The organism is Bradyrhizobium sp. WSM1743, from assembly GCF_000473065.1.
Classification (GTDB): Bacteria; Pseudomonadota; Alphaproteobacteria; order Rhizobiales; family Xanthobacteraceae; genus Bradyrhizobium.
Genome location: NZ_AXAZ01000025.1, coordinates 71,171 through 98,014, shown reverse-complemented (window position 1 = coordinate 98,014; position 26,844 = coordinate 71,171). Strand labels below are relative to the sequence as shown.

Here is a 26,844-nt window from a genome sequence, read left to right as displayed (position 1 = left end):
GGTAGAATCCCGCTGATTTCGATCTGACTATTCATGCGCATGAGAGCGGCCACGGCGGCCGGGCTGGCGCCGAGCCGCTCGTTGCGCCCCCACCAGCGCTGGAAAGTTGCGTCATTTGCGCGCGAGGGTGCGAACCTTTGCAGGCTTCCGCCCGTACCCCACGCCTGCTCGACATAGCGGAAGAAGGCTGAAAGCGACTCGTCAGTCGGAAACCAGTATGAGAAGCGCGAAAAGCTGCCGTAGAGCACCAGCGCGCGGCAACGGTGCGGATAGGTTGCCGCAAATAAGATCGATAGCGGAGCGCCTTCCGAAATCCCGAGCAGCGCAGCCTGCTCCATGCCGACGGCATCCATGACGGCACGGAGATCGTCCATACGCTGATCGAGGCCAGGAAGTTCAGCAACCCGATCTGACATCCCGGTGCCGCGCTTATCGAAGATCACCACGCGGGCGTAACTGGCCAGTTGCCTCAGAAAGCGAGCGAAACTAGGCTCGTCCCAGTAGTTCTCTACGTTTGATACGAACCCGGGAACTAGGACCACATTGATCGGGCCATCGCCAAACGCCTGGTAGGCAATGTGAACGTCGCCGCTCCTGGCGTACTGCGTTGCTGGCTGCATGGACCCCTCCAATGAACTGCGACGCGTGCCTGAACCATAGCAAACAATCTGGCATCTCATAAAACGGAAGTCTGTGGCCCGGAGCGCCTGCCTGGCTCGTCTGCGGGAGTGCGCCACCGCGTCACTATTGGCGTCGCGTTCGAAACCGACGACCGGGGTTCAGATAATGTCCGGAATTGGCCCGTCGGCGACATTAGAAGCCTGGGCGCCAAGGTCAGCAGTCCGATGCAGAGCATACGTGAGCGAGATGCGCCGGCTTGAGCCGCCCATAAGGCGCTGTCAAACATAAACGCTTGTTTACGTTTTAAGCGGGGCGGTTGCGGACGTCGGGCCAGATGGTCGGCTACGCCAGGTGAAAAAGATCCAGCAGCCCACCAAAGGCGTGGTCGGCCAGCTCCTGGCCCGGTGTGAAAAGCGGTGGCGACCGCCAAAGGACCGAACCCGGATCGTTCCCGTTCGTTATTGCATACGAGTCAACCTCACGGACTAGCCAACCATGATTAGATCAGCCAAAACTTCTCTGTTCGCATTGGTCGGGGCGATAGCTGCAGGGCTCGCGTTGACGGCCGGCGCGGCGCAACGGCAGGCAAACTCATCTGATAACGACCGCCTGGAGCAGAACTTCCTTGCCGAGCACGAAGTCGGGCGGCACTTCCAGGTTACTCCGTCTGACCTGTCGCCGCCAAAGACCGGGCCGATCGTCACCAATCGCCCGCTGACCGTGCCCTTCACTGGTCAAAGCCTACAGGTACCGCCCGGGTTCACCGCCGCACCTTTCGCTACAGGTCTCACAAATCCGCGGCGTTTGCTCGTGCTGCCAAACGGCGATGTCCTGGTTGCGGAGCAGAGCGCAGGCTACCTCACTCTGCTGCGCAGTGAAGGAGATGGACCCGCGAAGTGGATCGATCGACATGTGGAGGATCTGAACAGACCGTACGGGCTCGCCTGGCAGGACGGCAACGTTCTCGTTGCCGATCAAGACGGCATCTGGCGCGTGCCGCACGTTCTCGGTGCGCTCCGCGCTGGTCGACCGGTGCAGCAGCGCGCGGACGAAGTGCCGCCTGATTCCCGCAAGCCTGTACCCGGCGCGTACGGTGCCCAGATGATCACCAACAAGGGCGTGTTCGGCATCGCGCAGGGACATCAGAACCGCCATCTCGCGATCGATCCAAAGACCGGGGCTCTGTTTGTGGGGGTAGGCTCTTCAGGAAATCTCGGCGTTGAACCCGAGCCGAAAGCAACCATCCAGCGCTTCGACAAGGACGGAAGCAATCAAACCACCTATGCGTCAGGAACACGAAATCCGACGGCACTGGCTTTCCATCCCGAGACTGGCGATCTCTATGCCGTTGTGCAGGAGCGCGACGGTCTCGGCGATCACCTCCCTCCCGACTATATGATCCACGTGGGGGAAGCAGGATTTTATGGCTGGCCCTACGCTTACATTGGCAAGCATCCGCAGCCCGGTTTCGCCAAGCTCGCGCCCGACAAGGTGGACGCGACGATCACGCCCGACCTGCTATTCGAACCCCACTCCTCCGTGCTCGATCTCGTTTTCTATACCGGCGATCAATTCCCGCCTGAATATAAGGGCAGCGCATTCGTCGCCCTGAAGGGTTCGTGGAATCGCTCGGAGCCGACCGGCTACAAAGTGGTGCGCGTGCCGTTCCGAAATGGTCGGCCCGAGGGTTACTACGAGAACTTTGCGACAGGATTCTGGGCGTCGGGCAAACAACGAGCTGAGGTCTGGGGACGCCCTGCGGCGCTTGCTATAGCCAAGGATGGCTCGCTACTCGTAGCCGACGATACCGGCGGAACGATCTGGCGAATTTCCTACGCCGGCCCGGGCGAGGCGACCGGATCGACCGGAAACAAAGGTGCATCGCATTAGGTGTATGCCGAGCATTCAGCTGACGGCGAGGTGCTCCGCGGCCAACGTGCGCCAAAGATGCCCGGAAGGCCGGCCCGGCATCGCGTAGCCGACTTGTCGCGTGATTCCGATCGACTCAAGGCGGACATTCTAGCTTGCAGTGGCCGGAGGGATCGCGTCGTTGCTAGGACTTCGGTCATTGCGTATCGCTCATCTGAACCGCAGATTGTCGCGCGAGAGCTGGCTGATCGCAGTGCAACCCATCAGCTTCATGTCGCGCTCGATTTCGATGCGCATCAGGCCCCGCGCGAGCTCGACGCCAGCCTGGCCGGCCGCAGCCAAAGGAAAAAGATAGTAGCGACCAATGCCGACCGCCTTGGCGCCAATAGAGAGCGCCTTCAGGACATGAGTCCGCCGCTGGACCACGCCATCCATGAGCACGTCGACTAGCGAGCGAGCGGCTTTGCGGGTGGTCGCGCTCTTGGCGGGGCGCGCTTCGCGAGCGGCTTCGCTCCAGCTACACCACCAGCTGGGACACGACCGATCGATGTGGCGTTCACCGGAAAACAATCCGCAATTCCGCGGCCTAGGTATCGAACATCGACTGCACAGAGTTCGCGCAAGAGTTGTTCGCGTGGAGCAGCGCCAGTAGGTAAGAATCGCTTAAAGGAATATCGATACAACTTCCGCTAGCATGGGGCCCGTCGGCAATTGGTCCCGATCCGGGGAGAGAGACGCCGACCGTCAGATGCATTGCGACGGGAGGGCGTTATTAATGATGTCCTTTGGGGAGCGATGCCATGTTTTCCAACATTTCCATACGAACCAAGATTACCGCCGTCGTCGTCGGCCTCTTGATGGCCCTGATCGCCACCAGCGCGTTCGCAATCTGGAAGATGCAGGTGATCAACGCCGCGGTCGTTGACATCCAGACCAACTGGCTTCCGAGCGTTCGCGTGCTCGGTGAGCTGCGCGCAACCACGATCACTTACCGCAACGCGGTGCGGCAGCACCTCTTGAACGACCGTGCAGAGGACAAGGCGGACTTTGACAAGCGGATCGAGCAGATCGCTGAAAGGATGGCGCAGAATACCGCGGACTACGAGAAGCTCATCGCCGGTCCGCAGGAGCGTGCGCTCTACGACGAATGGCGCGGTCTCTGGAACGAGTACATGAAGAGCGCGCAGGAGGTGCTGCGTCTGTCGCGCGCCGCGGTTGGCCGTTTCCCCCAAGAGGCCAACGAGCTCAACAGCAAGACCGTCAATCCCGTCGGCCTGAAGGCCGACAAAGTCCTGACAAGTGCCATCGACCTGAACAACAAGGGCGCGGACGAGGCGGGAGCGGAGGCCGCAGCCGCCTACAGTCGTGCCTTCAACACCGTAATGGCGACTGTGACGATCGCCGGACTCATGGGTGCCCTCATCGCCTTCTTCTTGATAAGAAACGTTTCGCAAGGCATCGACGCGATCGTCTCGCCGATGCGGGCCCTCAGCGCCGGCGATCTGTCGGCAGAAGTAACGCATCAGGGCGAGCGCACCGAGATCGGTCAGATGGCGGATGCGCTACAGGTTTTCAAGCAGGCGCTGATCGCCAAGAACGAGGCAGAGGAAGCCAGAGCCGAGCAGGAGCGGCAGCAGGCCGATCTCCGGCGGCGCGAGATGCATCGCCTGGCCGATGCGTTCGAAGGTGCCGTGGGCGAAATCGTTCAGACGGTCTCCGCGGCATCGGCCCAGCTCGAGGCATCGGCGGGCACGCTGAGGGCGACGGCTGAGCGTACCCAAGGTGTGGCGACCGGCGTTGCTGCGGCCTCCGAGGAGGCGACGACGAATGTCCAATCGGTAGCGTCCGCCTCCGAACAGTTGGCCGCCTCGGTCGGGGAAGTCGGCCGTCAGGTGCAGGAATCCTCGCGCATCGCTGGCGAGGCCGTGCGACAGGCCGGGATCACAAATGAGCAGATCGGGCGTCTTGCTCAGGCGGCGACGCGGATCGGCGACGTTGTCGGCCTCATCAACAACATCGCAGGCCAAACCAATCTGTTGGCGCTCAACGCGACGATCGAGGCAGCACGCGCGGGCGAATCCGGTCGTGGCTTCGCGGTGGTGGCTAGCGAGGTGAAGGCGCTGGCCGAACAAACCGCCAGGGCGACTGAAGAGATCAGCCAGCAGGTCGGGGGCATGCAGGATGCCACCGGAAGATCGGTCGCCGCCATCTCGGATATCAGCGGCACTATTTCCAGAATGTCGGAGATTGCTACAGCCGTCTCCGCCGCGGTGGAGCAGCAAGGCGCAGCCACGCGCGAAATCGCTCGCAACATCCAGCAGGCAGCGCAGGGCACTGGCGACGTCAGCGTCGGCGTCGTCGACGTGCAACGCGGCGCAGCTGAAACGGGCGGCGCATCGGCCCAACTCCTGTCATCTGCCAGGCAGTTGTCACACGATTCGACGCGCCTCAAGGACGAGGTTGCACATTTCCTGCGCACTGTTCGTGCATGACCAGTTTTATCAGCGTAAGGAAAGTAGTTTTGCGATGAGCGCGGCGGTCAGCAGCGTAGCGTGACCGTCGGGCGCGATGGCGTAAATGAGCGCGCGCCGGGTATGGGCGCGCGGGTCTTGTTCGATTTCGCGCGCGGGATCCATGGCCGCGAGAACGGTTGTCCGCTGCTCGATCCGATAGCCGCCGCGCCCACGGTCGGGATCGCGCCGCTCGAATCCGGCACCATGCAAGCGCTGTTGCCGGGCGAGGATATCAAATTCTCCGAGCCGGCCGATGTTGGCGGCGCTTATGAGGCTTTCCAGTATCGCAACCAACTCGCGGTCTTTTCCGCGATGGGCGTCCCCTACATGCTCGGCACACCATCGGCCCCATGCCCACCAACGCGCCGAGCAGCATATAGGCCCACTCGACCGTCGTTCCGCTCTACGGGTATTGCCAGCGCGGCTCATAGGCCGCCCGGACGATCAGCACGATCAGCGGAATTCCGAACTGGTGATAGTGCCGGCGATGTTTCAACACTTCCTCGCGGACGATCAGGTCGACCGCTTTTTGCGAGATGATCATGTCGTCGTCGTCGTGGTGTCGAGCGGCGGGTCGTAGATCAGCACATCCTGCGGCTGCGCGGTGATTGCCGCGATATTCGCCGCGTTCTGCTGCACATCGCTCGTCGCGAGCGGCGCGCCCGTGAAGTCGGCACCGACGACGTCCCGTCGGGGATTGTGTTCCAATACCAATAGGGTTTCCCGATGCCCGGCGTTGCGCGCCGGCCCCGGCGCCGGATCGCTCGCCGATCGGCTCAATGCCATGGTCGGCAAATAGGTCGCCCCGAGAGACGGACCCGCCCGGTCCTTTGGCCCTGCTTCGGTGGGGCCTTTTTTTGTTGCCCGGATGCTAGGCGGTGTGGCCGGGATCAATGTGCTTTGGCGTGTTCTTCTCGACCTGCGGGGTCATTTTTGCCGGATCGGGAGCGCCAGGAACGCCCCGCGGGCCGAGCAACTCACGCTGAATGTCGTCCTCGGATTTTTCAGGCGCTACTCCGTTCATGGGTCGCTGTCGCATGATCTGCCTCCAGGTGCGCGACAAGCTGTTGCACTGGTGGCGGCATTTTGAAGGTGATGGGATACGTCGTGCTTGCGACGCTTTCCAGCGCTGCTCGTTCCTCGGTGAGACGTCGTTCGATGTACTCGCGTTCCAGGTCGGAAATCCGGGGCTTGAGCAGCCGGCGGTATCGATGAATGTTATTGCGGTGGGCACGCAGGCGGGCGAGCTTCTCTTCGAGCATCATCGTCCATCCTCGACGGTCTAATATCCTTTCTTAGCTGGAGGGGGCCCCTCCCGCGCAAGATGTTAGGCAGACGTGATCTTGTTTCAAGATGAGTGGGAACGAGACGGCGTGAACGGCCCGTCGGGCCGCCCGAGGGGCGACCCTAGGGGTAGAGCGGAGCGGCTAGCCCATTCTCCGCTGACCGCCTTCGCCTGAAGCGTCAATTCCGGCTGGGGGATCGGTCGTAAGCCGTGCGACCCGCCGAGGGCCGCTCCAGATCTCTATCACCGGGTGCGCTTCGAGGAATTTCACAGCTCGCCGCTTAGCATCATCGTCGCAGCCGCACTCCAGCTCATAGGTCGCATGGGCAACGCCCCCACAGGTCGACTGCATATGCCACGTACCGCATCGTCGCGCACAAACGCTTTGGTTTAGAGGCGAGCGCCGTGAGCGAGGTCTGCGGACGCCTCAGCGAGTCCCATGACTCCAGGGCTGCTAGTTTGTTCCTCGGTTTCGATTTTCCGCGACCCCGGCGCTTCAGCTTGAGCGACCTCGGTGGCAAAGACCTTCAAATCCTCGGACTTTCATCGCGGTGGTTCCGTAAAGGGCCGCAGATTAGCCACAACCGGCGCGTTCGCTGGCCCGGGTGTGAGGCATAGGGCAGTTCAATGGTTAGTCACAAAGAGGCAATCGATCATGCGCTGCACGAGGTGCGGGCGGCGCGGCGTGATCTCACCATGACCGGCTTCTGCATGCGGCAGGCAGAAGCCGTTCGCAGGATAGATCGAGCGACGGCCAACGTTGCTGATTTGGCGCGGTCCCGGAACCAACAGGGCCACATGGGCCTTCTCACGGCAACGCTTCCATCACGCGATCCATGGCGGGATGACTGCGGTTCTTGACCTTGATCCAGTCCTTCTGCCGACCGCCGCGGTATGGCCGATCGCGGTGCTTGGAAACTAAACCCTCAAGGCCCATCCGGCAGGCCGCCCGGTACAGGTCGGGTCCAATCTCGCCGCGCTCGAACGGCGCAACTGTGATCCCGTCCGGCCGCCCCGCCAGCAGCCGCTCCAAGTTCGTCTTGCGCAGGTGCAGCGGCAGGTCGCGCAGGTCGTCGCCGTCCATCGCGAGAATGGTCGAAGGCATAGAGCTGGACTTCATGGTCGTGCTTGCGCGAGTGCAGCGCGTTAAAATCTGAGATGCCATCGACGCCCAGGATCACGGCCTCGCCGTCGATCACGAAATGCTTCTGCCGGTTTTGCAGCGCGGTCTCGGCGATCCAAGAGTAGCGCTTCGTCCAGTCGCTGCCGTTCCGGGAAAGCAGGCGCAGCGCTCATTCTCCCGGATGACCAGGATCCGGTAGCCGTCGTGCTTCACCTCATGAATCCAGTCTGGCCCCGATGGGACCTGCTTGCCGGCGGTCGCCAGGCACAGCTTGTATGCCTTAAACATACCGAGCAGATAAGTAGTTCGGCGCGAAATTGCGAATCCCTGCCTCAGCGCCTCGCCGCTCTCTCCACGAACTTCAGGACGCATGCCGCCACTTCGTCGAACTCGACAAGGCGGCGGCGCAGCTCATCGGCGATCTCTACTGTTACATCGCGCGACCATCCCTCTGTCGTGTTGAAGGCCACGATGCGAGTGGGATGCTCATACAAGCCGTCCATCAGGCGCCGCATCAGCGTCGCGCGACCGGTGTCCTCTTCGGCTGTTTCGCACCAGGCTCGCCGGCCGGCAAATTCCTCGACCACAAGGTAGACATCCTGGTCTGCTGCCACATGAGGCACAATCGACGGGGAGCGGCTCATACCCAGAAAACTCCAACAAAATTGCAAGTTCCATCGTCGATATTGCGCTATTAAATCGACAAATAAAATAACACATGAGACCAATTAAACCATTTAAATCGTGCAAATAATTTAAATTTGGATTAGGGCTAGGAATGGTTCGGGGAAATTGCGAGGCGAACCATGCACTTCCTATCGGCGGGTGACCTATTTCTCATATCCGCAATGACCGGGGCGATCTTGCTGGTTGAGATCGGACTTTTCATCATCTTGCGCATGATCTAACGGACGCCGGGAAGCGGGGCTTTACGTCAGCATCACCGTTGCTTCTTGTGCTTCTTGCCTGCTCTCTTTTTCGATTTCAGAACGTCGGCCTGGCTCTGAAAGGCGCGCGCTAGCGTCCGCAGTTGATCTGATACTTCCGCATCTGCGGCTGCCTTAGCGGCGCGCGCGGCCTTTTCAGCTTGCTTCCGCAGCTGTTTGATTTTCTTCGCCATGCATCAGCTCCTTGCGCGCCTATCGCTTGGCCGCAGAATTATATTATCGCGCCGCCGATGAGGAGCCGGACATAGGTGCCGCTCTCGTGGAGCTCGCGAGCGGGCTTGAGCCCTGCAACGTCAGGCGCATAGACCCTTGCGGCAGTATCTCTGGATTTGGCGCTGCCTTAGGAACGATCCTTGCGACGTTCAGTTTCTGCAAACTTCAGCAAGGAGATACCAGCATGAAAATCGCAAAGATTGCCTTAGCCGCCGCGTTGGTGTTCGGATCGATTGCCGCAGCCTCGGCGCAAGGCGGAGCTGGGGGCGGGGCAGGTGGTGCGGGCGGCGCGGGTGCCGGAGCGGGCGCGGGTGCCGGCGCGGGCGCAGCTGGAAGCGGAGACGGCGGAGCCAGCGGAGCAAGTGGAGCCAGTGCCGGAGGCGGCGGCGGAGATTCCCCGGCTGCCACGACCGGACAGGGCGCGTCGAGCAGTCCCAGGTCGGCTAACCCCGGCGCCACCATGAACGATCCCAAAGCAAAAGGGCGGCAATAGTGAAGATGTGCTGACATGCCGCGAGAGCAGTCACGTCAGTAGCTTCACGTACGTCCAGCTCTCGTGGATCATCAGCCAGCCGTGCTCAACCGGGTAACGAATGCCGGCGCCAAACTCCTCGCCGCTGGCTGTGAGCGTGTAAAGAAATGATCTTTTCAATGTGGATGCGGCCGTCCTGAACCGGCTCGACGCTGGTGGCGAGCTGGACGAGCTGGCGGGCGGCGGCTTCCGGTTTGGCGGAGGGGTGCCTCAACGAGTTTCATGCGCCGCGTCCAGTGAGCTTGTATCGTTCGGTGCGGGCGATCGTCTTGGCTTTGCCCTCGGCCTGCTCACGCGTCAGCACATTCGGCCGAAGGCGGCGGCTCGGCATGTCGTCCAAGTAATATACACGCTGGGCCGGCCATCGGCGAAGCGGAGCTCATAGCTGTCGGTGTCGAGAATGGCTCCGTGCTTCCTGATCGTTGTCAATGCGGTCATGCGAGCATGATGTCTTCGCGCAGAGCCTCCCAAAGCAGGCGGCCTTACCGTCCGATGCGCTTCCGATCTATCGCAGCCCTGGTCTCGTACAGGGCTACGATAACTCCAATTGTTGTGGCGCCAATGGCCACCATCAGAAGGACCATTTCCAGCATCGAATCGCTCCGCGCTGTCTGCCGGTCCTAATTACCAAATTGGACGATTCGCTCCTCAATACTATTGGCTACAGGCCTTACTGCTGCTGGATGGCGGCATCGGCGCCGTACGGCTGCTCCGCCTCTTTGGCGAGCCGACCGCGCAGCAACGCGAGCACGGCGGCTTCCTCGGGCTTTAGATTTTCCACCGCGTTCCGAAGCTCGGTCTCGGCTTGTGACTTGACCTGGAGAACCAGGTTGCCGTCCAAGTAGCAGTTCAGCACCTCCGGGTGGATGTAGCACTTCCTGCAGATCGTGGTCGTGTTGCCGAGCCGTGCGGAGACTTTTTCGATCGCACTGCGAAGATTGCGCTTGGCCTGCGCGGCGCTGTCAAAGCTCCGAAGTTCATTCAGGGCCATGGCCGCCAGCACGGTCCCGCCCCAGGTTCGGAAATCTTTGGCTGTGATGTCCTTTCCTGTGATTTCATTGAGGTACTTATTGACGTCGGTTGACGTGACATCCCGGCAATTGCCTTGTTCGTCGAGGTACTGAAGCAGCTCCTGCCCTGGTAACTCCTGACAGGCCCGGATGATCTTAGCGACGCGTCGGTCTCGTACACGCAACGACCACTGCTTGCCGCTCTTGCCTGTGAAGCGGAAACGCACCTCGTTTTTCTCGACCGCGACGTGTCGATTCTTGAGCGTGGTCAGGCCATAGCTGTTGTTCTGCCTGGCGTAATCATCATTCCCCACGCGGATCAGCGTGGTCTCCAGGAGATGCACGACCGTTGCCAGAACTTTTTCCCGCAGCAGGCCGCGCAATGCCATGTGCTCGCGAACTGTTTTTCGGATGGAAGGTAGCGCGTCGGCAAACGCAACCACATGCTCGTATTTCGTACTCTCCCGTACCTCCCGGAAACGCGCATGGTAGCGATATTGCTTGCGTCCCTTTGCGTCACGGCCGGTCGCTTGGATGTGGCCACTCGGAAACGGGCAAATCCACACGTCGGTCCAGGCGGGCGGGATCGCCAGTGCCCTGATCCGCTTCAGCGCGTCGCGCTCGATGAGCCTTGAGCCATCGGGACGAAGGTAGCTGAAGCCGGTCCCCACCTTCTTGCGCCGAATACCCGGTCGTTCGTCGGAAACATATCTGAGACCCGCAGATTCGGCGGCATCCCGCGGGTCGACGATCGCCTGCGCGCTATCAGGTGGCTCGACCAGCAACACACCGGCTCCTTTCGTGCGCTAAATGAACTTTTGCAATGAACGGCGGTTCCATAAGGGTTTGATGGAGGCATGACGGCCTGAGCTGTCGACCTGATCCCAAGCCTAGAGGGAGTTAATGTTAGCAATGGCGACGATCGGCGCGTATGAAGCAAGGCGGGCGTCGGGTCATCCGGCTTTGTGGTGGCGCGCGCCGCGCTTTGCGGGGGGCCGTTTCCCCGTGCCGCGCCGGCCCGCAGGCTGGGCGGGACGCTCGGCGGCGACGCTTCGGCGCAGCGCGTCCATGAGGTTGATGACGTTCTCGCGTGATGGCTTGCTCGATGGCGGCTGCACTGGGCGTTTCGCCTGCTTGCTGCGCAGGATGCGCACGAGCGCTCTGCGGTAGTGATCCTCCAGCATAGCAGGATCGAAATCGGCCGACCTCGTCCGGATGATGTGCTGCGCGAGCTTCATCATTTCGGACGGTAGCTTCATTTCCGGAATTTCGCTGAAATAGTCCGCCTCATTTCGGATGTCTTGCGCGAACCGCAGCGTCACACCGAGAAGGCCGCGACCTGCCGGTTCGAGCAGAACTGGCCTCTCGCGCAAGGATAGCACCACGCGCGCAAGTCCGACAACGTCCTCCTGGCTCATTGCGTCTCGAATCACCGCAAACGATTCTTGACTGATCTCCTCGCGCGGCACGATGTAATACGGCTTCTCAAAATATCGCGCATCGATCTGCCCTGCGGGAAGGAAGCGTTCGATCTGGATCGTACGCGTATTCTGCGGACGCGGGAGAGGGACGGTCTCCTCCTGCTCCTCGTCTTCATCGTCATAGTCGGAGGCGCCTTCGTCGGCCGTGTCGCCAAGGTCAGCGGGAACGGTTGGCGGGCTTATCCGGTGGGGTGGCGGGGCAAGCTCCTCCTCACCAGGCCCTGGGCGCACGCGTCTCGCGCGCTCAAGGTCTCGGTCCTCGACCAGCAGAAAGTCGTTTTCACCGACCTCGTACCCCCGCGCCTTGTCTGCTGCACCAACGGTTTGGCCCGTGACAGAATCGATCAGTCTGTGTTTGAGGCGATGGCCCGTTCGCCGGTTGACCTGCCGAAACGAGATACGCTCGGCCGCCGAGATTGCGGGAAAGAGCGCGATCGGACATGAGACGAAGGACAGCTTCAGATAGCCCTTCCAGTAGGATCGGGAGGCTGGCACCGGAAACTCCAACGCAACAGGGGGTACAAACGCCAAGCCGACAGGCAAAGGCTGCGGAATTAACGGCCGGAATGGACGGGAGTTTCAAGCGCTTGAGAATCGTCCATCGTGTCACCGCGCCGGCATCACTCGAAGTTCCCAGATCAGCGGCTCAAGTGAGGTCCTTTCCTCCTGACTAGCTGAGTGGAGACCGAAGTAGGCGTTGGTCGGCATGACTTACCTACAGCACTCGTTCGGGGGAGTGCTGGCACAACAGAGACGGAGGCGACAGTTCGCGATACGGCGTGCGGATCGACTTGATCCGAGTGGTCCGTGCGGCCAAGTTAGCTTTTGGAGCCAGTGCTCCGATCTGACTTGCGCCTTGGCACCAGCGTTCGCACACCATGCAGGCTATAAAGCAACCGATAAGGACTCGGTGCGCATTCCCTCACCAATCGCCTATATAGTCCTCTACGTCGTCCTCTACGCGGCATTCGGCGCCGCGTCTCCGTTCTGGCCAAAATTTTTCGAAACGCGAGCTCTGGCGTCTCAGCAGATCGGTCTAATCCTGGCCGCCGCAATGCTGACGCGGCTCGGGTTTGGACCGTTAGTTGCTGTGCTGGCGGACCGGCTCGGATCATTGCGCCTCGTGCTCGCGGGCTGTGCTGCCGTGGCGGCCGCAGCAGCCCTCGCATTGCTTTGGGCCGATAAATTCTGGTTCTTGCTTCTTGTTGCGTTGGTTCAGGCTGCCGCTCTTGCCCCCACCACCTCGATCGCCGATGCGTTATCGGTCAATGCAGCGAGGCCTCGGTTCGCGGGGAGGCCATTTGAGTACGGGTGGATACGGGGGGCTGCCTCCGCGGCTTTCGTTCTGGGAACACTGATCGCCGGACAACTCGTAAGCCCAGCCGATCTCACTCCGGTTATCTGGATGAACGCTGCCTTCCTGATCGCCGCCGCTAGCGCCACTGCATTGCTACCTGGGCAAGCCCGATCGCAGCGGTCGCCGTCCTTCGCTGTGTCAGAGGTGAAAGCCCTGATCAGCGTGTCCCAGCCGCGCGCGACGGCTGGGATGGAGCCTTCTGTTGTGGTTCCAACTCCGTCACTCGGCGTGGAGCACTCCACGCAGTCGGAGATGCCTTTGCCGACCCAGTCCATTACGGAAGACATCCTGCTGACGCTGGTCCTGCTACGCAAAGGGTACATAACTCGATATCTTCGCGAACCGCTGGCGATCGGCTTGGCCCCAGAAAGTCTCGATGCCTTTTTCGTGCAGCGGCAACGCTGGGCGCGTGGCGCGATCCAGACGCTGTATCTCGCCGCCGGCCCGCTCGGCCCCGGACTGGGCTTGATGCAACGGCTCCTCTTCTTTCCGACGCATTGGCTCTCACTGGGCCTGCGCGCGCTCGCGGTCGTGGTGGTTCCGATCGTGTTCATGTGGACTGGGCTAGTGCCTGTCGTCGACGTCACCCCTGAGTCGGTCTTCTATTACTTGTTCCCCGCGATCCTGGCGCTCAACGGCGGCATCTCCTGGTTCGCGCCGCACGAACATTTTCCGCTCGCCGCGCAAGTGTCGGCGACTATCCAAAGCTTCAAGCTCCTGCCGACGGTGCTCGGGACTCTCGTCAAGCCGAAGGGACATGCGTTCAGGGTGACGCCCAAGGGTGCTGCAGCGCGGTGCGCAAGCTACGCCGCGGACATATTCTGGCCGTCGGCGGCTCTTATAGCGCTGACTGTTGTCGGTCTGGTTCTGAACACCATCCCGGAATGGCGGATCATCGATCATCCGGCCGCATTGCCGATGGTCGCCTTCTGGTCGGTCGTGAACATCGTCGTGCTGTTCTTCGTCTGCATGACCTCGCTGCAGGCGCGGATGGGGCGTACCGAAGAACGCTTCGAAATCGACGAGCCGATCTTGATCAACACGAAAGGCGGCGAGCAGCTGTCGGGTCAAATCAAGGATATCTCGCTTGCCGGCGCCGGCATTCTCGCCGATTCCGGCGTCACCTTTGGCCTTGGAGCGCCGCTGCGCGTGCACTTCGCGCAAGTGGGCTGGATCGACGCGACCCTGATGCAACGCCGGGGGCAGTCCATCGGCGTGCGGTTCAATCTGCCGTCATCGCTTGAGCGTGACCTCCTGATCCGCAAGCTCTTCACTGGGATCTTGACGCGGGCGAACGATGCGGTCGCGCGCGCGGTGAACAGGGCGATGTTTAAGAACCTCTGGTCCATGCACGCACGTTGCCGCACGTGGTCAAAATGGGTGCGAAACCCGCCTTGGTTTCGTCGCCGGAGCATCTGCCGGCCGAGAGCGTGGTTATTCAGCCCCCGACCGCGGGCAAACGTTTTGGCGCATTTGGCCGGAGTTCGAAGCGATCCATCGAACATCGCTGTGTTGGTTAGTGGAACCCGGCGAGCGGCCTGCGCGGTGCTCTAATCCGGGGGCCGCATTGATTGCTGTGACTGCCGTTGTTTAAATGGCGGTTGAGGCGCGATGGGGTTATCGCCTGGAGTTGTGATAGCGGGATCGTATGGCAAGAATGTTCGCGAACTGTCGTGAAGGAACCCGGACCATCGGATTCCGCCGCACGCTTATCAGGAAGAAACGAAGGACGTTGGAGATCTAGCCCCTGAGAGGACGCACGATGCAAAACCTGTTTGCCTCCCTAGCTATCGTTAGTTTGAGCCTGCTCCCGTCGTCGCTGATTGCCGAACCGATCAAGCTGAAGGTTGCATTCTACTCGTCCGACCAGTCCATGAGCTTTCGGGGGGCGGTCAAGCCATTCACCGATGCCATTGGTTCCGCGGCCAATGGCGCGGTCCAATTCGAGTTCTTCTTCAGCGGCGCGCTTGGCAAAGACGTTGCCATGCAGTCGCAACTTGTTCGCGGCGGCGCCGCCGACATCACCTTTGCCGTTCCCGGTGTCTCGCCCGATCTGTTCCCTGACAATGCCGTGCTTGAATTGCCGGGCCTGTACCATGATAGCCGCGAAGCCACGCTCGTTTACACTCGGTTGATCGCGCAAAATATGCTGCGCGGCTACGATGATTTTTATGTGATTGCCGCCTGTGTCACCGAACCGGAGACCATTCATAGTCACGTTCCGATCAAGTCTCTCGCGGACCTGTCCGGCAAGCGAATTCGCATCAACAATCCGCGCGAGGGCGCTGTGCTCGAGAAGCTTGGTGCCATCCCGGTACTGATGCCGATCACAAAGATCGCGGAAGCGATCAGTAGCGGCAAGCTCGATGCCGCCGTCGTCAGTCCCACACCGCTGTCGGATTACGGCATCAAGCGAGTCACGCCGTATCATTACTTTCTCGGAACGAGCGGAGCGCCTCTGCTCACGCTCATGAACCGCAAGCGGTTCGAGGCGCTGCCGGTGCAGACGCAAGACATCATCCGCGCCTATAGCGGGCAATGGGCAGCCGAGCGCTTCATCGCGGCTTATGACGCCGGCGACGAGGCGGTGATGCAGCAGCTCAAATCCGATCCCAAGCGCACCCTGGTTTTTCCATCGGCGGCCGATCGTGAGACGGCACAGCAGGTCTTCGACAGGGTTATCGATCACTGGGCAAGCTCAAGCGAGCGCAACCGCGAACTGTTACAGGCGGCCAAGGCCGAGCTTCTCAAGCTGCGGCAGGAGCGCTCAAACGCCAACGAGCCTCGCGGCAGGCAATAGGGAACCCTCTTGTTCGGTATCCGCATATTTGGCCGTCATCGCGGCGCTGCTGCCGCCAACCGCGGCCTTGGCGAAGCTCAAGCTCAACCTGGCCAAATTCCATCCGTCGCAATCAGATCCTTCGCGACCAGCATACCAAACCTCTCCCTGCGCGTCGGCGTCGGTCTGCTTGTCATGGTCCTTGTTGTCCTGTTCGCCGGCACCTGGGCAATCATCCAGGTGGCGACGGACCGCCTGATGAATGCGCACGCCATAGCAACTGCGCGTGACTGGACGCAGTTCATTGGGGCAAATGTGACCGACTTAGAGCAGATCGCTGCCGGAGAGCAGCCGTCCGCAGCCAGCATGAAATTCTTTCAGACCGCACGCAAATCGGAGGTGGTGTTCCGCTACATCATTTTCAATCGCGAGGGATACTCGCAACTCGTTTCGAGCCGCGACAGGATCACGCTCATAGATCTTTCGGAACGAAGCGCCGAGGCGGGGCGCGCGGCGACGACCGGGCAAGTCGTGGTGGCCATGAACACGACGAGTTCGCCGGACCGGCCGGGTTATTTCGCGGAGGCGTTTATCCCGGCCGTCGTGGGAGGCGAGACCGTCGCGGTGGTCGGCGCCTATGTGGACGAGACCCAGGTACGGAACCGCCTCCATAACGGCGTCCTCGCCGCCGCGCCGGTGCTTTGTATCCTGGTCGGAGTTGCTTTCGGCGTGCCGGGAATCGCCTGGTATCGCCGCACGAAGGAAAAGCAGCAGGCCGACCGTCGCATCCGCTATCTTGCGCATCATGATGAATTGACCGGCCTCGCCCATCGCGCTCGTCTAATTGAGCGCCTGGACGATGCACTGGCCGTACTACCTTCCACCGGCGCGCAGCTTGCCCTGCATTTCATCGACCTCGACCGCTTCAAGCAGGTCAACGATTGGTTCGGTCATGACGGCGGTGATTTCCTGCTGCGCACGGTGGCTCAACGCCTGCGCGAAGTCGTTCGAGCGGGCGACACGATCGCGCGTCTGGGCGGCGACGAATTTGTCGTGGTGCAGACCGGGCTCCGCAGCAAGCAGCAAGCAGAAGCGTTTGCGGAGCGTCTCATGAGCGCGCTGACACCACCGATCTGGTACAAGCAGCAGGAGATTACGGTCGGGTTCACCATCGGTATCGCGCGCACGCCGAGCGATGGCGTTACGCGGGAGCAGCTGCTCAAATCCGCCGATCTCGCGCTCTACAACGGCAAAACCGAGGGACGCAATTGTATTCGTTTCTTTTCGCCGGAAATGGACGAGGCATTCAAGCAACGTCTGGGGCTTGAGAGCACCATTCGCGATGCGATCGCCAACGAGCGCTTCGTGCTGTACTATCAGCCGGTCTTTGAGATAAGAGACGGGCGCCTGGTCGGTTTCGAGGCGCTGCTGCGGCTTCCGCGGCCGGACGGCAGCATGATGCCGACAGCGACTTTCATCCCGATGATCGAAGAGATGCGGCTTATGGACAAGGTCGGCATCTGGGTATTGCGCGAGGCGTGCCGCGCGGCGATGACGTGGCCGCGAAGCTTGACCGTGGCGGTCAATCTGTCGTCATCCCAGTTCGAAATGAAAAGTATCAGCCACATGGTTGAGACTGTGCTGACCGAAACCGGACTCGAACCACATCGCCTCGAACTCGAGATCACTGAATCGCTACTCCTCCGCAACAACGACCACACCACGGAAGAGCTTGGCAGGTTGAAGGAGATGGGCGTTGCCATCGTCATGGACGATTTCGGGACCGGCTATTCGAGCTTGAGCTACCTGTGGCAGTTCCCGTTCGACAAGATCAAGATCGACCGCAGCTTCATGCAGGGCTACGAAGGCTCAGCCGGCAAGGTCGAGACGGTGGTGAGGGCGATCATCGCGCTCGGGCGCGAACTGCACAAGCGCGTGACCGTCGAGGGCGTTGAGACCGCCAATCAGGTCGATTTTCTGTACGACGCCAACGCCGATCAGGTGCAGGGCTTCTTCTTCGGTCGTCCGGCTCCGGCGACCGACGTCGCCTCGATCATTCAAGAGCATCTGGCGGTATAAGCGCGAAAATTTGAAGGACCTCGCTAATGCCGAGCTGCGCGAGCGCTCGGGCGTTGCCTCCGACCTGCCTGATGTCGACGTGATCTATGTCTGTGCCGGCGCGGCGCAGCCGGCTACGGAATGGCTGGAGGCGTTGCGGCCCGGCGGCCGGCTGGTGTTTCCGCTGCCGCCGGAGGGCATGCTCGGCGGCATGTTAATGATCACGCGCCCGGAGCAGGGCGCGGCTTGGCCCGCCAAATTCCTGAGCCGGGCCCAGTTCATCGGCCGCGCCGGACTTCAGGATGCGGAGGCCGCGCGGCGCTTAGCCGAGGCGTTCGCGAAGGGATGGGAGAGCGTGCAGTCGCTGCGGCGAGAAGACGAGCCCCACGAGACCTGCTGGTTCGCTGGCGACGGCTGGTGTCTTTCAACGGCGCTCGCATCTGCGCCTGTCGTCAGCATTCCGCCGCACGCGGACATCACGCAGGCGTGACTGCTACCGTCCAGTGCACTCCGCGCAGTGGAAACGGCCGCGCGAGGCGCGGAACAGGCTGCGGCAATACCAGCGGCGCGCAAGCGCCTGGACCGGCTTGCGGATCATCTGTGCGATCAAGAGAAGTTCGAAAGCCATTGGTCGTAGAGCCCTGTCGTTCGTGTTCAGATAGATGGGGCGGCATTCCCGTGAGAAGAATGCCGCCCGCGTCGTATCTGCCGTGCAGCAGATCATTGAACCCCAGGCCTAACCGTGCAGCTTCTTCGCGGTCTCCGCGACCACGCGCCCCTGATAGCGCGCGCCGGCGAGCTCGTTGGCGCTGGGCTGGCGGCTGCCGTCGCCGCCGGTGATCGTGGTCGCGCCATAGGGCGCGCCGCCGGTAATTTCGTCGAGCTTCATCTGGCCGGCAAAGCCGTAGTTCATGCCGACGATCACCATGCCGAAATGCAACAAGTTTGTGATGATGGAGAACAGCGTCGTCTCCTGGCCGCCATGCTGGGTCGCGGTCGAGGTGAAGGCGCCGCCGACCTTGCCGTGCAGGGCGCCCTTGGCCCACAGCCCGCCGGCCTGGTCCAGGAAGTTCGCCATCTGCGAGGACATGCGGCCGAAGCGCGTACCGGTGCCGACGATGATCGCGTCGTAATTGGCGAGGTCCTCGACCTTGGCGATCGGCGCAGCCTGATCGACCTTGTAATGCGCGGCCTTTGCGACTTCGGCCGGCACCAGCTCAGGCACGCGCTTGATGTCGACGGTGGCGCCGGCTTCGCGCGCACCTTCAGCGACGGCATTGGCCATCGCTTCGATGTGGCCATAGGAGGAATAATAGAGGACGAGAACTTTGGTCATGGTGGTCTCCGTCGGGTTTGAGTGAGATGATGAGTTGAAGTGTTATGCAGCGTCGACGAGCACGAGCTCCGAATCTTCGAGCGCCGTGATCCTCAGCTTTTCTTCGTCGCGGATCGCGGCGCCGTCACGGGCATTGACGCGCACGCCGTTGATCTCGACCGCGCCGGCGGCGGGCACGAGGTAGAGGTGTCGGGCCGTCTGCGGCTCGTACTCGGCGCTCTCGCCGGCCTTCAGCGTGGTCGCGAGCACCCGCGCGTCGGCACGGATCGGCAGCGCGTCCGTGTCTTCGGCACGACCACTCGCAATGGTGACGAGCTTGCCCGAGCGATTGGCCTTGGGGAACGGCTTCGATCCCCAGGTCGGCTGGCCGCCGCGCGCAGTCGGCTCGATCCAGATCTGGAAGATTCGGGTCTTGGTCGGCTCGAGATTGTATTCGGAGTGACGGATGCCGCTGCCGGCGCTCATCACCTGCACGTCGCCCGCCTCAGTGCGGCCCTTATTGCCGAGGCTGTCCTGATGGGTGATCGCGCCCTCACGCACATAGGTGATGATCTCCATGTTAGCGTGGGGGTGAGCGGGAAAGCCGGTGTTCGGGGCGATCTCGTCGTCGTTCCACACGCGCAACGTGCCGTGGCCCATATTGTTCGGGTCATAATGGCTGGCGAAGGAGAAATGATGTTTTGCCTTCAGCCAGCCGTGATCGGCGCCGCCGAGTTTTGCGAAAGGTCTGAGTTCGATCATGTGCAGAATTCCTTGCCCTTGGGGTGATCAGGTGCCGAACCCGATGAACGTCTGTGACCCGCTAGATAAGCCGCGGCCTGTGGTATAGAAATAGAAACTGTTGAAACGCATTGTTTCCCAGTATATCCCTTACGGACTGTCGCCATGGCAAAACTCCCCGATTTCGAGGCGCTCGCGATCTTCGCAAAAGTCGTGGAATTACGGTCGTTTGCGGGGGCCGCAAGCGAGCTCGCGATGTCCAAGGCCACGGTGTCGAAGGCGGTCACCCGCCTGGAGGAGCGATTAGGGGCTCGCCTGTTCAACCGAACCTCGCGCCGCCTCGCGCTTACTGATGCCGGCCACAAGCTCGCCGATCGCGCCACGCGGCTCCTGGCCGATGGCGAGGCCGCGGAGAACGAGGCGCTGGCGCAATCGGTGGCGCCGCGCGGCCTGGTGCGGCTCGCGGTGCCCATGACGTTCGGCATCAAGGCGGTGGCGCCGCTGTTGCCGGAGTTCTTCGAGACCTATCCGGAAGTGTCGGTCGACCTGCACCTGAGCGATGCGACTGTCGATCTGATTGGCGAAGGGTTCGACATGGCGGTGCGGATCGCGCGGCTGCCGGATTCCTCGCTGATCGCGCGCACCCTCTTCACCATGCCGCGCTTCACGGTGGCGGCGCCGTCTTACTTGAAGAAGTACGGCCGGCCGACGCATCCGATGCATCTCGCCCAGCACAAATGCTTCAGCTACGCCTATCTCTCGACGCCCAATCTCTGGCACTACACCAATTCGGCCGGCGAACAGGCCAGCGTCCGCCCCGGCGGCCAGCTTCGCGTCAACAACGGCGAAGCCGTGATGCCCTCGCTAATCGCGGGCCTTGGCATTGCGGAGCTCCCTGAATTCATCGTCGGCGATGCGATTTCGTCCGGCGCGGTCGAAGTGATCCTGAAAGACTGGAAACAGGCCGAAGGCGCCGTGCACCTCGTCACCCCGCCCGGCGGCCCGCGGCCCGCGCGCGTCGAAGCCCTCGGCGATTTCCTCGCAGCCAAGCTGCCCGGCACCTGCAAGCGGAAGCCGCGCGGGAAAGCTAAGGCGTCGTAAGACGAACTGCTTCAACGATCCCGTCATTGCGAGCGCAGCGACTTGTCCGCCGAAGCCTTGGCGAAGGCGGAAACAATCCGAAGTCCTCCGCGGAAAGATTCTGGATTGCTTCGCTGCGCTCGCAACGACGCTGTTGAACTACTCCACCTTCACGCCATCGATGGCGACGATGAAGCTCGCCGGCGAAGCCGAAGGGCAGAGATGGATCAACGCCGCACTGGCGTGGATCGTACTCACTCGCCTGCAGGTGCGGTTCGGCCGCGAGCCGAGAGAAGAGACGGCTTAGGCCTCGGACGGGCACTCCGGACAGGAATCGCCGATCGAATCCAGAACATCGTGGACCTCGGCGACAGCGTCCTCCGGAGAGAAGCCGGTCGACGGATCCTGCCGTGCGATGTCGAAGGCCCGCTCGCGAGCGTGCGGGTCGGCGCGGTCCTGCATCCACCCGTGCGCCGCTCACTCGTGGATGGCACCGGCCTCCTGCAGCACCGAGATCGCCCAGCCGCGCAGCATCCGGATCGCGGGCCGCCTTTCCTTGTACATCAACATCGAAATCGCTCCTTGGCCCCTTCGACGAATCCTTGTCGGTCGCCGTGCGTTCCGCGCTGCTACCACAGGACAGGGATTCCAAATCCCTGGGGCTCTGCTTTTCCACGTGTTCCCCGCTGTGCCGACTGAGGAACAAGCCGTCCCTGCGTCCATTGAATCGACAAGTGCGAGTTGCGCAGGGCCTACGCACGAAATTGTGCGAGGACAAGATCGCCGGAGGCGCCGATCACGCCGTCCTCTCGGTGCTCAAAATCCCGGCCGGTGACGCCAGGTCGAGCGCAATCGCACGCAGATGGAATGCCGAAGGTGTCTACTCAGCCGGCGAGACCAACCACTTCGTCTAAGGAACGAGCGAATACAGAATCCATGCCCTCGAAAATGTTGGCGGCCCCGACTTGCGGTTCACTACAGTTGAGTTGCTCGACCGCGCCAGCGAGTCGTTGGAAGTTGACTCGCTGTTGAGCGCGAGCCATTGCTGCATACGCGATGCTAATCTAGTTCGTTAGGCCTCACTAAGGGAACGCTACTTGGCCGTTCTGAGAGCCGCAGCCCACGCCATGCTCGTTTTTTCGAAGATTTCGGCAATAGGGCGGGTTGAGGAGCTAATTTGCTGCACGAGGGTGGCCATGAAACGCGACTTTAATTCGTCGAAGTCGTCCACTACGACGTTGGGCGCAGCGGAGGTCAGAATCGCTTCGGCTTCGCTCGGTTGGATCGGCGCTAGTCCGTGCGAGTAGCTCCTGAACCGTCGTTCGTACGGATTGCGACGTGAAGCATCGATCGCGACGAGCCGAGTGTGAGCGCCGAGAGCTTTCAGTGTGGACAGAAGTTCATCGATGCTCAACCCTTCGTGGCGAACATCAGCCTCGTCCCAGATCTTCGCATCGACAGGAATCATGTAATTCTTACCCCGGGATTGGATGGCATATCCACGGAAGTAGACCAGGACGGTTGAACCAGGGCGCACCTTCGCTTTCAGCCGTTCGGTGGCGGCGAGCGTCTGCGCGCGCGTGCCGTTTGCGAGCAAGTCGACCGAGAAGCCCTTCCCGTTGAGGGCGGCTGCCAAACCCGTCGCGTCATGCGCTGTTTGGTCTAGCGGAGCCTCCGCGTCCGGATAGTTCGAATCGTCGACGATAAGGGCCAGCTGATTGCTCTCGCGCTCATCTGCTTTGGCGCCTTCGATCAGGCTGTGGGTCTGAGGCACGAGCTTCTTCACAGCCTCATATCGCATCGCATTAGAGAATCCGACCGACAACAGAATTGTAAGGGAGCCTACTGCGGCGATATGTGTCAAGGAGTGCACCCGTTTCATTTGAGCCTCCTGTTGGTCTCCGCACACAACATGCTCAAGTTCTTGCTAAGCTTAAATAGAAACAATGTAAACTCATCGTTTCTAAATTTGGCCACGCTCTCGTGCCCTGGGAAAGCACTAGGTTGCAAGGCGCGATGCTTGGCGTATGAGCGCTATCTGTCGGAAATTGCGTCAGATTCGCCTGGTGTAATACTGGCGCGGAGGGGTTGGTGCGTTACATCATCGCGATTTCAGGTCCCGTGGCGGTCGGGAAATCATCTTTGGCCGATCGACTCCAGCTCGCGCAGGATTTCCGGCCGCCAGCTTCTCATTGACACGGGCGCCCCTAACGACCGCAACGCGCTGATCGAGGCGGGCAAACAGTTGGATATTTGGATATCAAGACCGGCGGCAGCTGGGTTCGGGACGGTATCGCTCGCTATGTCGACGAGCACCATAGCAAGGACGTCATTCTTATCGACGAGCAGGCGATGGTGATCGAAGACGCCGACGCCCGGTCGCGCCATCATCCAGTTGCCGCTCTGCGGGACGTGGCGCACACCAACACGAGACCGAGGGCAACTGCAATCAGAAACGTTACCGCCGATATTTCGACGACCGCGTGCTCGCTGTCGGTGCCTCTGAACCGTGCACATTTGGCCGACCTCGCAAACGATTCCGAGCAATGGACGCGCTGCGCCTTCGTTCCCAGCGAACGCGAATGTCATCCGGCGCTGCTTCACGGAACGAATCGCCCTCGACGCGGCAAAGATCTGTTCGATCGGGTTCAGGTCCGGCGAGTATTTAGTCAGGAAGAGAAAGGCTTTGGGAATCCCAACTCAATTCAGACTAGATCCATCCCGCTCTAGTCAGCCGCTAGGCTGGGAATAGCCCGATCCCTGTCGCTGAACCGCCGCGCCGCCCAATCGAGGAAGACGCGCACACGCGGCGACAACTGGCGGCTGCGTGGATAAAGCAGTGACACGGGCTCCGGCCGTGGCGGTGTATCCTTCAACAGCTCCACCAATCCACCACTGGCGAGATCGTTCTCGACGTGGAAACGAGGAAGCTGAGCCAGTCCCAGTCCAAGCTGCACCCCGAGCAGATAGCTTTCCGGTCCGGTGACCGAGAAGGGCGCGGCCATCTCGACGGTCTGCGGGCCGTCTCTCGTCTGAAACACGACCGGCGTCAGCGCTCCTGTGCTCAAGCGCCGGATTCCGACCAAGCGATGATGGGCCAGATCCTCCAGCCGTTCGGGTGCGCCAAAGCGAGCGATATAGGCAGGGCTGGCGCAGGTCACACGATCCAGCAACGCCACCTGCCGCACGGCCAGATCGCTGTCGGGCAGTGAGCCATAGCGCAGTGCGCAATCGACCCCTTCCTGCACCAGATCGACCCAGCGATCGCGCTCGCTCATCGACAGCTGGATCCCGGGAAAACGGGCGAAGAAATCCGGCAGGCCCGGCATCAGGAAATGGCGCGCCAGCGTGCCCTGCACCTCGACGCGGAGCATGCCCTTGGGCTCCGCACCGGCGAATGCGCCTTCGGCATCCTCCAGATCTTCGAGGATCGCCAGGCAGCGGCGATACCAGGCCTCACCGTCGAGCGTCGGCCGAACCGTCCGGGTTGTGCGCTGGAGAAGCCGGACGCCCAATCGATCCTCCATGGCCCTGATCACGGTCGTGGCCGTGGAGCGCGGAATGTTCAGGTCATTCGCCCCTTCGGTGAAGCTGCGCCGCTCCACGATCCGAGTGAATAAGCGCATTGCGTCGAGCCGATCCATCGCGATCCATTGTTATGATAATCTGAACAGTAATGGCGAATTTAGCCTGATTATCTTTGCATGGCCAGGATTGCATATGCCTGTCGTCGCCCTGATGGGCAGAGAAGGAGATAGGCAATGAGCAATCAGAATAACCCGAAGGTCGCGCTCGTAACGGGCGCATCGCGTGGCATCGGCGCGGCCATCGCCACGCGCCTCGCAAAGGACGGGTTCACCGTTGTCATCAACTACGCGGGCAATGTGGTAGAGGCCGAGAAGCTGGCTGCAGACATCGAGAAATCGGGCGGCCAAGCCCTGACCGCGCAGGCGGATGTTTCGGACCCGGCGGCCGTTGCCCGCATGTGGGACGCCGCCGAGGCTGCCTTCGGCGGAATCGACGTACTGGTGAACAATGCTGGCGTCATGAAGCTCGCGACAATCGCCGATGGCGACGACGCGTTGTTCGACACCCACATCGCAGTCAACCTCAAGGGACCGCGCAACACCATGAAGCTGGCCGCCACGCGACTGCGAGAAGGCGGTCGCATCATCAATCTCTCGTCCAGCGTCGTCGGACTCTACCAGCCGACCTACGGCGTCTACGCCGCCACCAAGGCCGGCGTTGAGGCCATGACCCATGTGCTCGCGAAGGAACTGCGCGGCCGCAACATCACGGTCAACGCCATTGCGCCGGGACCGACCGCCACCGCTTTGTTCCTGGACGGCAAGCCGCAGGGCGTGATCGATAGCCTCACCAAGCTCGCCCCGTTGGAGCGCCTCGGTCGACCGGATGACGTGGCCAATGCCGTCGCCTTCCTTGCCGGGTCGGACGGCAGTTGGATCAACGGCCAGGTCATCCGCGCCAATGGCGGCATCATCTAATCAGCCCACCAACTCATTGCGTCCGCCCTGATGTGGACACAGAAAGGGACCTCGTCATGAGCAAGAAGATCGTCCTCGTCACCGGCTCCTCCAGTGGCTTCGGCCGGATGACCGCTGAAGCGTTGGGCCGCGCCGGACACACCGTCTACGCCTCGATGCGCGACGTTGCGGGTCGCAACGGCCGAAAATGCCGCCGGGCTGTCGGCGATCGCCGGGAGCGACCTGCGATCGATCGAGCTCGATGTGCAGTCGGAATCGTCAGTCGATGCCGCCGTCGATAAGATCATCGCCGAGAGCGGTCGGATCGACGTCATCCACAATGCCGGACACATGATGTTCGGCCCGGCCGAGGCATTCACGCCCGAGCAGTTCACCCAGCAATATGACGTCAACGTGCTCGGCACCCACCGCGTCAATCGCGGTGTTGCCGCATATGCGCGCGGAGCGCGAAGGACTGCTAGTCTGGATACCGAGTTCGAGCTCGGCCGGTGGCACGCCACCTTATCTCTCGCCCTATTTCGCGGCCAAGGCGGCAATGGATTCACTTGCTGTGCAGTACTCCCGCGAGCTGGCGCGCTGGGCATCGAAACCTCATCATCGGCCAGGTGCCTCCACCCGGGGCACCAACCATTTCGCCCATTCGGGCCGTCCCGACGACAGGGCACGCGCGGCCGAGTATGAAGCGGGCCCCTACGCCGGGTTCGGCGAGCAGGTGAAGAAGGCCTTCGCAGAGATCGTGCCCGATGACGCCGATCCGGAGCCCGTTGCCGGCAAGATCGTCGGGGTGGTCAACGCGCCATCCGGCAAGCGCCCCTTCCGGGTCCACTACGATCCAACGCAGGACGGGGCGATGTCGGATTCGCCGTGCTCGATCGTCTTCGGGCAGAGATGCTGCATCGGGTGGGTCTTTCAGACCTGCTGAAACCCGCATCAAAGGTCTGATTGGTGTCGCAACGCGATAAGGCGCGGAGCGCAAGTCGCTTTCGGCCTTGTCGTGTTCACGTGAATGGGACTGGTTCGACGGTGCGGGCTGTCCGACTTCAACGGACACGCATTACCGCGGGATTATGATCGGAGCCGTACTTCTGGTCTGGAGCGCGTGGTTTCCTCCGCAACTGCGTAGAGTCAGTCGCAAGAAGGACAAGCTCTGCACTTCCGGTACCATCAGAGTGCACAGGTTCACAAATTGCCCATAAGAGGACTTGTACACGATCTATGCCAATGCGATCCTGAATTCCAAGGTTACGGGCTCATTCTGTGCACGCTGATACTGCACTTTTTTACGCCTTCCCGAGCCGCTTCGCTTCTTGAAAACGCACGTATCCAGGCGGCACTAGGAACGTTGCACGTCGTAGCGGCCATTACTTGCGAAGGTGATTTCTCCAGCGAATTCTTGCCCGGAGAGCGTTTCTATC

General features: G+C 61.5%; 27 protein-coding genes and 2 pseudogenes. 12 read left to right on the top strand and 17 right to left on the bottom strand.

Annotation, left to right across the window (positions count from 1 at the left end; genetic code table 11):
• A partial coding sequence (locus YU9_RS0117655) for an alpha/beta fold hydrolase (protein ID WP_027574022.1) occupies window positions 1-620 on the bottom strand: 620 nt, incomplete at its 3' end.
• A gap of 496 nt (window positions 621-1,116) precedes the next feature.
• Here YU9_RS0117655 and YU9_RS41795 point away from each other — a divergent pair.
• Complete coding sequence (locus YU9_RS41795; protein ID WP_063623723.1) at window positions 1,117-2,511, top strand: sorbosone dehydrogenase family protein; 1,395 nt, start codon at window positions 1,117-1,119, stop codon at window positions 2,509-2,511.
• Window positions 2,512-2,700: 189 nt separating this feature from the next.
• On the opposite strand, the gene YU9_RS0117645 is transcribed toward YU9_RS41795, so the two are convergent.
• Window positions 2,701-3,060 carry an alpha-hydroxy-acid oxidizing protein gene (locus YU9_RS0117645; RefSeq protein WP_256375911.1) on the bottom strand — a complete coding sequence of 120 codons (360 nt, stop codon included), beginning with the start codon at window positions 3,058-3,060 and terminating at the stop codon, window positions 2,701-2,703.
• A 230-nt stretch (window positions 3,061-3,290) separates the two neighbouring features.
• Between YU9_RS0117645 and YU9_RS0117640 the strand changes: the two genes are divergently transcribed.
• Entirely contained in the window at window positions 3,291-4,982 is a 1,692-nt protein-coding gene (locus YU9_RS0117640) for a methyl-accepting chemotaxis protein (protein WP_027574020.1), read from the top strand.
• 9 nt (window positions 4,983-4,991) lie between these two features.
• Here the strand turns inward: YU9_RS0117640 and YU9_RS49980 are convergent, their stop codons facing one another.
• Window positions 4,992-5,297, bottom strand: a complete 306-nt coding sequence (locus tag YU9_RS49980) for a hypothetical protein (RefSeq protein WP_027574019.1) — start codon at window positions 5,295-5,297, stop codon at window positions 4,992-4,994.
• Here YU9_RS49980 and YU9_RS45830 point away from each other — a divergent pair.
• On the top strand, window positions 5,208-5,543 hold the full coding sequence (locus YU9_RS45830) for a phage portal protein (protein ID WP_245266427.1): 336 nt from the start codon (window positions 5,208-5,210) through the stop codon (window positions 5,541-5,543). The two genes, YU9_RS49980 and YU9_RS45830, sit on opposite strands and share 90 nt — an antisense overlap.
• Here the strand turns inward: YU9_RS45830 and YU9_RS47830 are convergent, their stop codons facing one another.
• From YU9_RS47830 to YU9_RS41770, 8 genes are all read right to left on the bottom strand, one after another.
• Window positions 5,544-5,798 carry a hypothetical protein gene (locus tag YU9_RS47830; protein WP_156951957.1) on the bottom strand — a complete coding sequence of 85 codons (255 nt, stop codon included), beginning with the start codon at window positions 5,796-5,798 and terminating at the stop codon, window positions 5,544-5,546. It abuts the gene before it with no gap.
• A 209-nt stretch (window positions 5,799-6,007) separates the two neighbouring features.
• Window positions 6,008-6,268 (bottom strand): hypothetical protein, encoded by a 261-nt coding sequence (locus YU9_RS49565; RefSeq protein WP_371259167.1) that lies wholly within the window; start codon window positions 6,266-6,268, stop codon window positions 6,008-6,010.
• A gap of 644 nt (window positions 6,269-6,912) precedes the next feature.
• Entirely contained in the window at window positions 6,913-7,086 is a 174-nt protein-coding gene (locus YU9_RS47820) for a hypothetical protein (protein ID WP_156951955.1), read from the bottom strand.
• Window positions 7,087-7,096: 10 nt separating this feature from the next.
• Window positions 7,097-7,408, bottom strand: a complete 312-nt coding sequence (locus YU9_RS51095; protein WP_371259165.1) for a hypothetical protein — start codon at window positions 7,406-7,408, stop codon at window positions 7,097-7,099.
• Window positions 7,409-7,743: 335 nt separating this feature from the next.
• Window positions 7,744-8,055, bottom strand: coding sequence for a hypothetical protein (locus tag YU9_RS0117605; RefSeq protein ID WP_027574017.1), 312 nt, complete (start codon window positions 8,053-8,055; stop codon window positions 7,744-7,746).
• A gap of 296 nt (window positions 8,056-8,351) precedes the next feature.
• Complete coding sequence (locus tag YU9_RS0117595) at window positions 8,352-8,531, bottom strand: hypothetical protein (protein ID WP_027574016.1); 180 nt, start codon at window positions 8,529-8,531, stop codon at window positions 8,352-8,354.
• Between the two features lie 1,242 nt (window positions 8,532-9,773).
• A complete protein-coding gene (locus YU9_RS41775; protein WP_036017445.1) occupies window positions 9,774-10,895 on the bottom strand; it encodes a DNA topoisomerase IB in 1,122 nt (373 codons plus the stop codon).
• Between the two features lie 171 nt (window positions 10,896-11,066).
• Window positions 11,067-12,089: a Ku protein gene (locus YU9_RS41770; protein ID WP_198028256.1), complete on the bottom strand. Its 1,023-nt coding sequence runs from the start codon at window positions 12,087-12,089 to the stop codon at window positions 11,067-11,069.
• A gap of 361 nt (window positions 12,090-12,450) precedes the next feature.
• Between YU9_RS41770 and YU9_RS41760 the strand changes: the two genes are divergently transcribed.
• The 4 genes from YU9_RS41760 to YU9_RS41745 all read left to right on the top strand — a co-directional run bounded on the left by YU9_RS41760 (window position 12,451) and on the right by YU9_RS41745 (window position 18,278).
• Complete coding sequence (locus YU9_RS41760; protein WP_245266425.1) at window positions 12,451-14,505, top strand: MFS transporter; 2,055 nt, start codon at window positions 12,451-12,453, stop codon at window positions 14,503-14,505.
• Window positions 14,506-14,713: 208 nt separating this feature from the next.
• Entirely contained in the window at window positions 14,714-15,751 is a 1,038-nt protein-coding gene (gene dctP, locus YU9_RS41755) for a TRAP transporter substrate-binding protein DctP (RefSeq protein WP_051380425.1), read from the top strand.
• A 9-nt stretch (window positions 15,752-15,760) separates the two neighbouring features.
• Window positions 15,761-17,809, top strand: coding sequence for a bifunctional diguanylate cyclase/phosphodiesterase (locus YU9_RS41750; protein WP_245266424.1), 2,049 nt, complete (start codon window positions 15,761-15,763; stop codon window positions 17,807-17,809).
• 10 nt (window positions 17,810-17,819) lie between these two features.
• Window positions 17,820-18,278 carry a hypothetical protein gene (locus tag YU9_RS41745; protein ID WP_245266423.1) on the top strand — a complete coding sequence of 153 codons (459 nt, stop codon included), beginning with the start codon at window positions 17,820-17,822 and terminating at the stop codon, window positions 18,276-18,278.
• Window positions 18,279-18,281: 3 nt separating this feature from the next.
• Here the strand turns inward: YU9_RS41745 and YU9_RS50780 are convergent, their stop codons facing one another.
• The 3 genes from YU9_RS50780 to YU9_RS0117535 all read right to left on the bottom strand — a co-directional run bounded on the left by YU9_RS50780 (window position 18,282) and on the right by YU9_RS0117535 (window position 19,865).
• The gene (locus YU9_RS50780; protein ID WP_256375910.1) at window positions 18,282-18,416 is read right to left on the bottom strand and encodes a hypothetical protein; all 135 of its coding nucleotides are present in this window, start codon (window positions 18,414-18,416) and stop codon (window positions 18,282-18,284) included.
• Between the two features lie 108 nt (window positions 18,417-18,524).
• Window positions 18,525-19,124 (bottom strand): NAD(P)H:quinone oxidoreductase, encoded by a 600-nt coding sequence (gene wrbA, locus YU9_RS0117540; protein ID WP_027574015.1) that lies wholly within the window; start codon window positions 19,122-19,124, stop codon window positions 18,525-18,527.
• A 42-nt stretch (window positions 19,125-19,166) separates the two neighbouring features.
• Window positions 19,167-19,865 (bottom strand): pirin family protein, encoded by a 699-nt coding sequence (locus YU9_RS0117535; RefSeq protein ID WP_027574014.1) that lies wholly within the window; start codon window positions 19,863-19,865, stop codon window positions 19,167-19,169.
• 144 nt (window positions 19,866-20,009) lie between these two features.
• Between YU9_RS0117535 and YU9_RS0117530 the strand changes: the two genes are divergently transcribed.
• Window positions 20,010-20,945 (top strand): LysR family transcriptional regulator, encoded by a 936-nt coding sequence (locus tag YU9_RS0117530; protein ID WP_027574013.1) that lies wholly within the window; start codon window positions 20,010-20,012, stop codon window positions 20,943-20,945.
• A gap of 133 nt (window positions 20,946-21,078) precedes the next feature.
• Complete coding sequence (locus tag YU9_RS47810; protein ID WP_156951954.1) at window positions 21,079-21,231, top strand: hypothetical protein; 153 nt, start codon at window positions 21,079-21,081, stop codon at window positions 21,229-21,231.
• On the opposite strand, the pseudogene YU9_RS41740 reads toward YU9_RS47810, so the two are convergent.
• Both YU9_RS41740 and YU9_RS41735 read right to left on the bottom strand, forming a co-directional pair.
• A pseudogene (locus YU9_RS41740) lies at window positions 21,228-21,494 on the bottom strand (hypothetical protein). The gene YU9_RS47810 and the pseudogene YU9_RS41740 overlap by 4 nt on opposite strands.
• A gap of 523 nt (window positions 21,495-22,017) precedes the next feature.
• Complete coding sequence (locus YU9_RS41735) at window positions 22,018-22,806, bottom strand: caspase family protein (protein ID WP_156951953.1); 789 nt, start codon at window positions 22,804-22,806, stop codon at window positions 22,018-22,020.
• Window positions 22,807-23,177: 371 nt separating this feature from the next.
• Here YU9_RS41735 and YU9_RS47805 point away from each other — a divergent pair, with 371 nt between their 5' ends.
• Window positions 23,178-23,654: a hypothetical protein gene (locus YU9_RS47805; protein WP_156951952.1), complete on the top strand. Its 477-nt coding sequence runs from the start codon at window positions 23,178-23,180 to the stop codon at window positions 23,652-23,654.
• Here the strand turns inward: YU9_RS47805 and YU9_RS0117500 are convergent.
• A complete protein-coding gene (locus YU9_RS0117500) occupies window positions 23,651-24,568 on the bottom strand; it encodes a LysR family transcriptional regulator (protein ID WP_027574011.1) in 918 nt (305 codons plus the stop codon). The two genes, YU9_RS47805 and YU9_RS0117500, sit on opposite strands and share 4 nt — an antisense overlap.
• A gap of 117 nt (window positions 24,569-24,685) precedes the next feature.
• Here YU9_RS0117500 and YU9_RS0117495 point away from each other — a divergent pair, with 117 nt between their 5' ends.
• Entirely contained in the window at window positions 24,686-25,429 is a 744-nt protein-coding gene (locus YU9_RS0117495) for an SDR family oxidoreductase (protein ID WP_027574010.1), read from the top strand.
• A gap of 56 nt (window positions 25,430-25,485) precedes the next feature.
• Window positions 25,486-26,371, top strand: a pseudogene (locus YU9_RS41730) (SDR family oxidoreductase).
• Window positions 26,372-26,844 lie beyond the last annotated feature (473 nt).

What these genes read in the sequence shown, in the direction of transcription:
- YU9_RS41795 (WP_063623723.1), top strand. Translation starts at nt 1,117, where the DNA reads ATGATTAGATCAGCCAAAACTTCTCTGTTCGCATTGGTCGGGGCGATA.
- YU9_RS0117640 (WP_027574020.1), top strand. Translation starts at nt 3,291, where the DNA reads ATGTTTTCCAACATTTCCATACGAACCAAGATTACCGCCGTCGTCGTC.
- YU9_RS45830 (WP_245266427.1), top strand. Translation starts at nt 5,208, where the DNA reads ATGCAAGCGCTGTTGCCGGGCGAGGATATCAAATTCTCCGAGCCGGCC.
- YU9_RS49565 (WP_371259167.1), bottom strand. Translation starts at nt 6,268, where the DNA reads ATGATGCTCGAAGAGAAGCTCGCCCGCCTGCGTGCCCACCGCAATAAC.
- YU9_RS51095 (WP_371259165.1), bottom strand. Translation starts at nt 7,408, where the DNA reads ATGAAGTCCAGCTCTATGCCTTCGACCATTCTCGCGATGGACGGCGAC.
- YU9_RS0117605 (WP_027574017.1), bottom strand. Translation starts at nt 8,055, where the DNA reads ATGAGCCGCTCCCCGTCGATTGTGCCTCATGTGGCAGCAGACCAGGAT.
- YU9_RS0117595 (WP_027574016.1), bottom strand. Translation starts at nt 8,531, where the DNA reads ATGGCGAAGAAAATCAAACAGCTGCGGAAGCAAGCTGAAAAGGCCGCG.
- dctP (WP_051380425.1), top strand. Translation starts at nt 14,714, where the DNA reads ATGCAAAACCTGTTTGCCTCCCTAGCTATCGTTAGTTTGAGCCTGCTC.
- YU9_RS50780 (WP_256375910.1), bottom strand. Translation starts at nt 18,416, where the DNA reads ATGGCTTTCGAACTTCTCTTGATCGCACAGATGATCCGCAAGCCGGTC.
- wrbA (WP_027574015.1), bottom strand. Translation starts at nt 19,124, where the DNA reads ATGACCAAAGTTCTCGTCCTCTATTATTCCTCCTATGGCCACATCGAA.
- YU9_RS0117535 (WP_027574014.1), bottom strand. Translation starts at nt 19,865, where the DNA reads ATGATCGAACTCAGACCTTTCGCAAAACTCGGCGGCGCCGATCACGGC.
- YU9_RS0117530 (WP_027574013.1), top strand. Translation starts at nt 20,010, where the DNA reads ATGGCAAAACTCCCCGATTTCGAGGCGCTCGCGATCTTCGCAAAAGTC.
- YU9_RS41735 (WP_156951953.1), bottom strand. Translation starts at nt 22,806, where the DNA reads ATGAAACGGGTGCACTCCTTGACACATATCGCCGCAGTAGGCTCCCTT.
- YU9_RS0117500 (WP_027574011.1), bottom strand. Translation starts at nt 24,568, where the DNA reads ATGGATCGGCTCGACGCAATGCGCTTATTCACTCGGATCGTGGAGCGG.
- YU9_RS0117495 (WP_027574010.1), top strand. Translation starts at nt 24,686, where the DNA reads ATGAGCAATCAGAATAACCCGAAGGTCGCGCTCGTAACGGGCGCATCG.